8 protein-coding genes are annotated in these 10153 nt (G+C 41.5%); 4 read left to right on the plus strand and 4 right to left on the minus strand.

Annotated features, from left to right (window positions below; genetic code table 11):
* The first annotated feature begins 85 nt into the window (after nucleotides 1–85).
* Nucleotides 86–1111, plus strand: a complete 1026-nt coding sequence (locus tag LMH66_RS12320; protein WP_229370396.1) for a GGDEF domain-containing protein — start codon at nucleotides 86–88, stop codon at nucleotides 1109–1111.
* On the opposite strand, the gene LMH66_RS12325 is transcribed toward LMH66_RS12320, so the two are convergent.
* From LMH66_RS12325 to pdsO, 3 genes are all read right to left on the minus strand, one after another.
* Nucleotides 1103–1714 carry a class GN sortase gene (locus LMH66_RS12325; RefSeq protein ID WP_102529306.1) on the minus strand — a complete coding sequence of 204 codons (612 nt, stop codon included), beginning with the start codon at nucleotides 1712–1714 and terminating at the stop codon, nucleotides 1103–1105. The genes LMH66_RS12320 and LMH66_RS12325 overlap by 9 nt on opposite strands.
* The gene (locus tag LMH66_RS12330; RefSeq protein ID WP_229370398.1) at nucleotides 1701–4166 is read right to left on the minus strand and encodes a marine proteobacterial sortase target protein; all 2466 of its coding nucleotides are present in this window, start codon (nucleotides 4164–4166) and stop codon (nucleotides 1701–1703) included. The genes LMH66_RS12325 and LMH66_RS12330 overlap by 14 nt, the downstream gene beginning before the upstream one ends.
* 90 nt (nucleotides 4167–4256) lie before the next feature.
* The gene (gene pdsO / locus LMH66_RS12335; RefSeq protein ID WP_229370400.1) at nucleotides 4257–5027 is read right to left on the minus strand and encodes a sortase-associated OmpA-like protein PdsO; all 771 of its coding nucleotides are present in this window, start codon (nucleotides 5025–5027) and stop codon (nucleotides 4257–4259) included.
* Nucleotides 5028–5277: 250 nt separating this feature from the next.
* Between pdsO and pdsR the strand changes: the two genes are divergently transcribed.
* The 3 genes from pdsR (at nucleotide 5278) to LMH66_RS12350 (ending at nucleotide 9446) form a co-directional block, all read left to right on the plus strand.
* A complete protein-coding gene (gene pdsR, locus LMH66_RS12340) occupies nucleotides 5278–5970 on the plus strand; it encodes a proteobacterial dedicated sortase system response regulator (RefSeq protein ID WP_102529303.1) in 693 nt (230 codons plus the stop codon).
* Complete coding sequence (pdsS, locus tag LMH66_RS12345; RefSeq protein ID WP_229370402.1) at nucleotides 5970–8135, plus strand: proteobacterial dedicated sortase system histidine kinase; 2166 nt, start codon at nucleotides 5970–5972, stop codon at nucleotides 8133–8135. Before pdsR ends, pdsS begins: the two co-directional genes overlap by 1 nt.
* A gap of 117 nt (nucleotides 8136–8252) precedes the next feature.
* Nucleotides 8253–9446 (plus strand): cystathionine beta-lyase, encoded by a 1194-nt coding sequence (locus LMH66_RS12350; RefSeq protein ID WP_229370403.1) that lies wholly within the window; start codon nucleotides 8253–8255, stop codon nucleotides 9444–9446.
* A gap of 95 nt (nucleotides 9447–9541) precedes the next feature.
* On the opposite strand, the gene LMH66_RS12355 is transcribed toward LMH66_RS12350, so the two are convergent.
* A complete protein-coding gene (locus LMH66_RS12355) occupies nucleotides 9542–10024 on the minus strand; it encodes a double zinc ribbon domain-containing protein (protein ID WP_229370405.1) in 483 nt (160 codons plus the stop codon).
* Between the last annotated feature and the right edge of the window lie 129 nt (nucleotides 10025–10153).

Consider the following 10153-nt stretch of genomic DNA (forward strand, 5'->3'; position numbering starts at 1 on the left):
CTTTCAAGCATCAACATTCATTAAAATTATGCCTCTTTTCTTTTGATAGTTTGCAAAGTGACCTCAACTGATATTGAGGGGTTGCATGTCAACTGATCTACTAAAATCTGCCGCTTTAAATTTAAAAAAAGCCGTTCCTTTAATGTTGAAACACAGCATTCCAACCACGCCGACCAATTATGCACTTTGGTACACATATGTGGCTGAATCCAATCCCAAGCTTAACCTTGCCCTCGATTCAGCTATTGCACAAAACCAGCAATACTCTCCTGTTTCCAGCGAATTACTTTACCGAGAACACATTTCAGATCCCGTTGAGCTAGATGTGCGTGATATGAGACAAAACCTTGATGCAATGGTTTGCGAGCTTTCTCAATCCTTAAAAGACACTAATCATGACACCAACAATTTTCAATCAAAAATTGAAAAAGAATTTAGTAAGTTAAGCGAACTTGAAAGCAAAGGCTTTTCACTTGAGCAAGTTATCAAGGTCGTTCGCAATATCGTCAGTGAGTCAGCAAATATACATTCAAGTACCGTTAGTTTTACCCAGCAATTGGACAAAGCACAATCAGAGATAAATACCCTCAAACAACGCCTAGCTGAATCTGAAAAAGATGTTTTATTTGATGCATTAAGTGAAGCATTAAACCGCCGTGCATTTAACGAAGATATTAATGCCCTTATCAGTCAATCTCCGTCAGGGGCTTGTTTGATCATCGCCGATATTGACCATTTCAAACAATTCAATGACACCTTCGGCCACCAGCTGGGGGATTTAGTCCTCAAAGTAGTATCTAAACGGTTACAGGAATCTTGTCGTGATGGGGTTAAACTTTACCGATTTGGTGGCGAAGAGTTTGCAATTTTATTGCCTAACAGCAAACAACGCATTGCAAGACAACTGGCTGAAGCCATGCGCCGCTCTATAGAAAAACTGAGCGTCAAAGACCGACGCAGCGAAACACGTATTGATAATATTACTGCTTCATTCGGCGTCAGTGAATGGAAAGAAAAACAAACAACCAGTCAGCTGATTGAAAGTGCTGACAAGTTGTTATACGAAGCAAAACGATTAGGTCGTAATAGAGTGATGCCCATTTCAAATTAAACGATGACCACTGTTTACTTTCTTGGCCGTCACCACATAGCGATAATCGCTGTTAGCAGATAAATCTTCAAACGGATAACACGTTATTAAAGTTAACTGGTTATCCGTTGTCATATTAAGTACCTCAGTTTGTGTTTCGTGAACGATATCAATATGCGTGATTAAGTAGTTCTGTTGCATTCCGTATGATGTTTCAAGCTCAACAATGTCCCCTTTCTTCACTTGTTGCAGTGGTAAAAAATGAGTATCTCTATGCCCTGCAATAATGGTATTACCTTGCTCACCCACTCCAGCGCCACTTAATACTAAGCTTGGGCCAAATGCTAAGTTTCGCCCTGAAGCCCCCGCGAGAACAAACATTGGCTGGCCTATTGGATATAAGTCAGTTTCTTTATCTGCGTATAATTTTAACTTAGCCACAGGGTGTGTATCTGCCCAGCTCCAAGGTTTATGCGGTAATTGATCTTCTAAGGTTTTACTCCATGCCTGCTCAATCAAATATTGAGCAAAATTAGCTTTAATTTGCATATACGCTCCTTGCGATAAAAAACTCACTCCTATCAATGCCACACAACTCGGAATAATCCATTTAAATGACATCATAAGACCCGCCTTGCTCGTTATTTTTGGGCAAAATGAGTCGCTGTGCGGGTAACAAACCTTTTAGCCAAAGGCCATGTAGCAAAGCAATGATAAGTAGACTTAGCCCGATTAAGATGTTTAGCCGACTAGAGGTGGCTGTTTGAGGCAAAACACCTTGAGGTCTTTTCCAGCCACCAGGCATATGTCTTTTCACCTGTTGATTACGATTAAATTCGGCCATAGGGTTCACAGGCGTTTTATCAACCGCAACTAGGCTTGTTTGCGAAGTAACTAAATGATATTTCATTCCCAATGCTTCCACTTGCTTTTTCACTCGCTGTAAGTTGCTGCGACTTTGGGTGGCTTCAATTGCATCAATTTGTGCATTTGCCCAGATTAAATCCAGACCCGCTGCTTGTTTGGGTGCATTACGGTTTATCTGATGTTGCCAATATTGCCCTTGGCTATAACCTGAAACAATTAAATTTTGTTGGTTATATGAAGGCGATTTATAACTCACTAATAATGGTTCATCTTGATATAAATCGGGGATCTGAGCAGGCCAATAATCAGGTACTGTGCCATCTTGATAAGTTAACTTAATATCTGTACTCACTGGTTTCTCGATTTTAGCGAGTAACTGCGAAATTTTGCTTTTTACTTCAGACGTTTTACCAATGTATGTATAAGTACCGCGCCCAAACATAGCTGCACGTTCCATAAAGTATGAATTAGGCGCCGAACCGATCCCTACAGTGAATAACCTGCTGTCGCCTAATTCAGCTTCAATTTGCTGAAACAAGCCATGCTCATTACTCACCGCACCATCAGTGATAAAAATAACTTGCCTTAACAACGTTGAATGCTCTTGTGCGCGATTAAATTCATTCTCGTTATTTCCAGCTTGATTTGCAGCGTGAGTCAAAGACACTGATAAGGCTTTACTGATTTCAGTCCCACCATTGGCTTCAAGTTGACGGACAAACTGATTAGCTTTGCCGATATTGCTACTTGAGCCTACTAATGATTGTTCAGATAACTGACTCGTCGCGTGATTAAACTCAATCACATTGAATTTATCTTGGCTGGTTAATCCTGCAAGCGCATAAAGCATCGCTTGTTTGGCCTGTTCTAAAGAGCCGCCTGACATTGAGCCTGAAGTATCAATCACTAAAATTAACTCTCGTGGCACGTGATATTTTCTGATGTTATCGTTTGTATTTGGGTCCCTTTGAACAAATTGGTTTTGATTTGACGCTGCTGGAGGTGTCAGCATGACTAAACCATATTCCACTTGATTAAGCTTTGCCTTGTTATCAATATGCTCATTACTCTTTTTATTACTATGTTCTTTACTCTGTTGATTAACGACTTCATGAGTCTGACCTTGCTGAGTAAACACTGCTGTCAGCGGCGATAAGCTTTCATTAGCCTGGGCTCGCCAGGTCAGCACAAAATCTTTATTGGCTTTTTGTTGCCCCACAAGCGCTATTTGCCATTTATCCCCTGCACCAACCTTTTTAATCTCTTGATATGGACTGTTGATATCTGCAACATTAAAGCCTGCTTCTAATTCCACTAGTAAGTTGACCGTTACCCCGTCTGAGTTTTTATCATCCAGCTCGTAATCAATCTCACTTCGATCGTCTGCCGCTGGGTACAATAAAAATTCAGGTGAAAAACTTAACAGTGATGACGGCAATGTTGGCGATAAAGATTCATACGATTGTTGCGATAATTCAGACGTTACAGTCACCCCATTTAATGGCTTATGATTAACAGTCTCGCCATCAACCGCCGAAGATCCTGGCTTATACCTAGGGTTAATCGTCATCGGAAATCGTAAGCTAAACTCACCGTCTCTATAGCGCAGTTTTTCTTGATAACTAATTTCAACCGTTAATGTTTCCTTCGGCCCAAGATTAGCGACTTCTGTGGTGAATATATTAGCGCGTTGCTGTGACACGAGACTGGCTCTTTTCCCCTGAGCCTTTGCTTTTTCAAATGTGGCTTTAGCTTGCTTTTTTGGTTGAATATCGCCTTCAATAACCCGCTCGCCGATAATGAGGCGCATTTGATCAACCGCACTATTAGACGATAACGGGAAAATATAACTACCATTAATCCAATCACTAGATTGGTTTGTGAAGGTTTGCTTAACACTCACCCTATTTGTCCAGCCAGAGACTTTCATCCTGACATCCGTTTTTAAGGGTAAACTTTCAAATTGCTGACCATTAACCTGATAACGCAATATTCCTTGGGTCACTTCGGATAAGTCATTTCCTTTATGCTCAGAGCCTGTATTTCTGCGATCTGATGATCCCATAGCATGCACTGGAAACAACACATTCAAAACCATCAATGCCAACAGAATTAGGCCTGAACAGCCATAGGCTGCTAGATCAAGCTTGTTGGTGGTATTGCTAATTTTAGGTATTTTCCTGTTTCGGTAACGGGTTAACCTTTTCATCGTTTCTCTCCTTGAACTCGGTACTCCCTTCGATGAAACGCTGCCAAGTCAGCAAGGTTTCACGAAGGTTGAATCTTTAATAAAGGTTAATTAGTTAGCAGCGAGAGCTTCACCGACAGGCATAATTTTCAATGTGACACGACGGTCAAAAAAGTCATTTTCAAAACTTTGCTGGGCATGTAGTGGCGCTGACGCCCCAAATGCTTTGGCATGTAAACGCTCAGCTGATACGCCTTGGCTTTGTAGATAACTTGTCACTTCAATCAGTCTTTGCTCAGAAAGCGCCTGGTTAAATGTGCTATCTCCGCGACGATCTGCGTAGCCCGTCAAATCCAACATTAATTCAGGAGATAAAGCCATTAAGTAAGCCACGTCATCAAGTTGTTGCTCAAAGTGTGGCTCGATAGTGGACGACCCTGTTTTGAACTGCACATTCAAGCCAATAGCTAATTCTTGTAACTGTTGTTGCTGCGCTTCACGCAAGTCAGTTAATTGCGATTGCACGAGTAAATACTCATCCGTCACCTCTGCAAGTGATTGCTGTTTTTCATGTAAGGCAGTTAACTCAGACGTTTGGATTTCAATAGATTGCTGTTGCTGCACTAACATTTCTTTCTGAGTTTGAATTTCAGAATCATCACCTACTGTTTTACCAATTAAGGTACCGGCAAACGCTCCGATAATTGCACCAACAGGCCCGCCTACCACTGCGCCTAATACTGCACCTGACGTCAGTCCGACTAACTCTTCAGTGTGTTCACGCTCAGTGACTTGTTCGGTCATTGGCTCAGTATTAGCGACTGAGATAGTAGAAATAAATAAACTGCTGATTACGGCTACTGCGATTAATTGCTTTTTCATGGTGATTCCTTTTGTGTTCTAGTTAAGTCATAAAATGAAGGAGACAATGAGTGATTCAATAAACAAACTTGAATGTCGCTGCGTCTCATTCGATGTCACTATTAAACACAATAGAAATGGCAACCAAGGGGCATAAAAATGGCAATGTAGAGATGAAATGTGGCAACAATATGGCAATTACTTTGTGACGATTTTTTTGGATTAAAAATCATGTATAGTCAGCCATATAAGTCACAAGAAAAACCAATACATGAAAAGAATTGCCATCGTTGAAGATGAAGTTGCTATTAGAGAAAACTACAAAGAATTGCTACAACAGCAAGGCTATAATGTGCAGGGCTATGCCAACCGCCCCGCAGCAATGCTGGCCTTCAATGCTCGTCTTCCGGACTTAGCTATTATTGATATCGGTTTGGAAAATGAAATCGATGGGGGTTTTACCTTATGTCAGTCACTTCGTTCAATGTCGAGCAGCTTGCCGATTATTTTTCTCACCGCAAGAGACAGTGATTTTGATACCGTTTGCGGCCTTCGCTTAGGCGCAGATGATTACTTATCAAAAGATGTCAGCTTTCCGCATTTAATTGCCCGTATTGCCGCGCTTTTTAGACGTTCAGAACTCATTGGCGCTGCCACCGTAGAAGATAATCTCATAGAACATGGTGCATTAACCATTGATGGCAATCGAATTCAAGTGTATTGGAACCAACAACCCATTGAGTTAACCGTGACTGAGTTTTGGATGGTACATGCGATGGCAAAACATCCCGGGCACGTCCGCAGTCGCCAAGACCTAATGCAAGAAGCTAAAATTTTTGTCGATGACAGTACTATTACTTCTCATGTGAAACGGATTCGTAAAAAGTTCATCAGCGCAGATAAAGACTTTAATTGTATAGATACCGTTTACGGCATGGGTTATCGCTGGGATAGTGTTAGCTAATGTTTAACATTCCCATAGGTCTGCGTGCCAAAGTCGTTATCTTGTCTTTATTCTTACTTTGCTTGCCTTGGCTGGGTTATGAGTATGTGTGGGAGATGGAAAAGTATTTACGACATGGGCAAGAAAAAACCTTAGAAGGCACAACCCAAGCTTTAGCAACTGCGTTGCATGAACGGCCGAAACTGTTTAATCATCAAGCGAGTTTTTTAAGCCAAGTTGAAAAAGGCCGCGACCTTTATGCTTACCCATTATCAGGCCCAATTCAATTAGATGGTAAGCTGATTGATTGGCAGCAATACCAGCACCGTATGATCAATTACGCTAGTGATCATGTGATTTTTAATCGAAATGAAAATCAACCGGTTGATATTCACTTTACCCACATGGTGGGTAAATATGCCGGCTACTTATATGGTTTTTTTAAAGTACACGATAAACAGTTGGTTTATCGCAGTAAAAATAGCTTACGTGTCGATAAGAACGACCACTTAGTGATTGCCACTCAATCACCAGATGGCCAGTTTAGACGTTATATCGTTGCTAACACACAAGATGGCTGGTTAAGCGCATTCGAATTGCCTCAAGATCCAGCTCAGTCCATGCCAGTAACACCAGAAATTCGCATTCAAGGACAATGGCTAGCGACGAAAGATGGCTACAATATCGAGTTTAGAATGCCGCTGTCTATGGTGGGCAGTAAGCTTGGTTTTGCTATTTATAATGTCGACGATGTTAAAACTCGCACTGTGAATACCATTATTGGCACTTCCGCTATCGACTCTGTGGCTCAATTAGGGACGGTATTGGTGCCCTCACCTGAAATTGAAAACATCATTAAAGGCATGAGCCATAACAGCTCGCGTATTTGGGTGGTTGATAACCACGGCCGTGTGTTAGCAAAATCAGGGGATATTCGCGCGACTAACAATGTCTGGTCTTCAAGTTTAAATGAAACAGAAACCGCCAGTGCTTGGCGCCAATTTAAAAGTGATCACTTATTGCCTTTGTATTATAAAATTCTCACTAAACCACCACAGGATTTTGTTGACTCATTGCAAGATTCAACCGAACTCAATGGCAGTCACATTCAACAGGCTTTAAATGGCAAACGGGCCTCAACTTGGCGTCTAACACCAGATAACAAAGCCGTTGTTTTAGCTGCTGCTAGCCCTATTTGGATTGATGATAAAGTCATGGGCGCTGTCATTGCAGAAGAAACCACCCATGGGATCCGCACGTTACGTAACCGCGCTTTAGAAAAGTTATTTAATGTCATCTTAACGATTATGAGCATGGGCACATTGGCGCTATTCATATTTGCCTCAAGTATCTCAAGCCGCATTCGAAAACTGCGCGACCAATCTGAGCAAGCCATTGATAGCCAAGGCCGAGTGAGACAACAAATTGTGCCGTCTAAAACCCGTGATGAAATAGGCGATTTGTCACGTAGCTTTGCCAATATTGTTGGCAGACTAGGACAATATACCCATTACCTTGAAAACATGTCATCACGCTTATCCCATGAACTTAGAACCCCTGTGGCAGTGGTGCGTTCTTCTCTTGAACACTTAAGTCTACAACCTCTTGAACCTGCAAGTGAAAAGTATGTCGCCCGCGCCCAAGAAGGTGTGAGTCGTTTACATCTTATTTTAAATAATTTAAGTGAAGCAACTCGTCTTGAAGCCAGTTTATCCCATGTTGAACAAAGTGATTTTTCACTGCAACAAGTTGTCAGCGGTTGTATGCAAGGGTATCAATATACCTATCCTGATAACGAGTTTGCTGTCGCCATAGATGAGCACACTATGTCTATGAGCGGTGTGCCAGAATACATTGCCCAATTAATGGATAAACTGATTAATAATGCGATTGAATTTAGTACTGAAGCTCCGATTGAAGTTTCGTTGAAACAATCAGGAAAAATGGCCAAGTTAACGGTTAGCAACCACGGTCCTTTATTACCTCAAGATATGAGTGAGCAAATTTTTGAATCCATGGTGTCGATCAGACCACAAGGCATGCAAACAAAGCCTCATTTAGGCTTAGGGCTATATATCGTGAGATTAATCACCGAGTTTCATCAAGGGGAAATACATGCACAAAACCTCGCTGATGGTTCTGGTGTGCAATTTAGTTTGGCGTTTCCAATTACAGACTCTAAGTAAGATAAGCACACGATAAATCGTCATTTATATTCGACTAGCGCTTTATTATGGCCGTATAGATGGTAGGATGGCTAAATTAATAGATAACATCACCTTGTATCAATTGGGAATGAGTTTATGAGTAATCAGCAAGACAAACTAGCCACTCAAATTGTCAGTGTCGGTAGAGAAAAGAAATACTCAAAAGGGATTATTAACCCGCCAGTATATCGTGCATCGACAGTCGTATTCGATACCATGGATGACATGCGTTTTGCGATTAAAAACAAAACCAATGGCGAAATGTTTTACGGCCGCCGTGGCACCCCTACTCATTTCTCTTTTCAACAAGCAATCAGTGAATTAGAAGGTGGCGCAGGTACTGCGCTTTACCCATCTGGTGCTGGTGCTATTAGTGCTGCTCTGTTGTCCTTCTTAAAAAGTGGCGATCATTTATTAATGGTCGATAGCGCCTATGAACCAACGCGTGATTTATGTAATAAATTGCTGGCAGGCTTTGGCATTGAAACCACTTACTACGATCCGCTTATTGGCGAAGGAATTAAAGACTTAATCCAGCCGAATACAAAAGTCTTGTTCCTAGAATCCCCTGGGTCTATCACCATGGAGATTCAAGATGTGCCAACATTAAGCCGAATCGCACATGAACATGATGTTGTGGTAATGCTCGATAATACTTGGGCATCGCCAATTAATTCCCGCCCTTTTGAAATGGGCGTGGATATCTCCATCCAAGCTGCAACCAAGTACATCGTCGGCCATTCAGATGTGATGATGGGCACAGCAACAGCCAATGAAGCACATTGGGAACAACTGCGTGAAAATAGTTATATCATGGGCCAGACTACGTCACCTGACGATGTGTACCTCGCCGCGCGTGGTTTACGCACATTAGGTGTAAGAATGGCCCAGCATGATAAGAATGCGCTTAAAGTCGCCAATTGGTTAGCTAGCCGACCTGAAGTGGATCATCTGCGTCATCCTGCCTTTGAAACCTGCCCTGGTCATGAATTTTATCAACGTGATTTTAGTGGTGGTAATGGTCTATTCTCATTTGTATTAAAACAAGGCAACTTAGCCTCTGTCACTGCATTTGTTGAAAACATGCGTCATTTTAAAATGGGTTTTTCATGGGGCGGATATGAGAGCCTTATTTTAGGTGTATTCGGTATTGATAGACTGCGCACTGCAACAACATGGGATACCAGTAAACCACTGATTAGACTTCATATTGGCTTAGAAGATCCTGATGATTTAATTGCGGATTTAACTGAAGCATTTGAGCGCTTTAATGCTGTTATTGAAAAGTAACACCACAGCTTAACAGCCAATAAAAACTAAGGGCCTTCTCAGTGAGAAAGCCCTTTTTTATTTTTTTCAAATACAATTAAACGCGCTACAGCAATTTAGTTAGCATTAACAATAGACTGTAAAACTCTACGTAATTCATCACTGTTAGCTTTAGATAATCCAATAATCACACTGGGTTTCTGACCACGCGTTTCAATTTCAACCTTGTCCCAAATAATACCGCTACGGTAATTAAACCCTGCAATTTTATTCCATGGTACTTCATCGGTGTTATTCCACAGTCTAAACACACCGGGGGTATTAATCGTGATTTTATCTTCATCGGTTATGATTTCTTGGGGAAGAAGTCGAAACCTAAACAGCAAAGAGGCCAACACTTCCGTGTTGAATGCCATGGACAACTGACCCACATCAACACTTATCTGACTAAAGCGATAACGACAGTGCATGCACACCTTAGCACCAGCAGGTAATGTCCCATAACAGTCGGGGCAGACATGCTCTGATAAATACTCATGACAATGAGCGCATTTAATAGCGCCTTCATTCAGTTCACTTTGGCAAAAAGGACAATCCATGTAATCACCATTTATTTTATAAGTTAACCATTAACTTAAGCTATGCCCATGATACTTCAAGATGCAAAGTCAGTAAGGCAAATAGTGCCAAGATGCTAGGCATAAAATTGAAGTATAGTTATTCTACAT

The sequence above is a fragment of the Shewanella sp. 10N.7 genome (assembly GCF_020806285.1).
GTDB lineage: Bacteria > Pseudomonadota > Gammaproteobacteria > Enterobacterales > Shewanellaceae > Shewanella > Shewanella electrodiphila.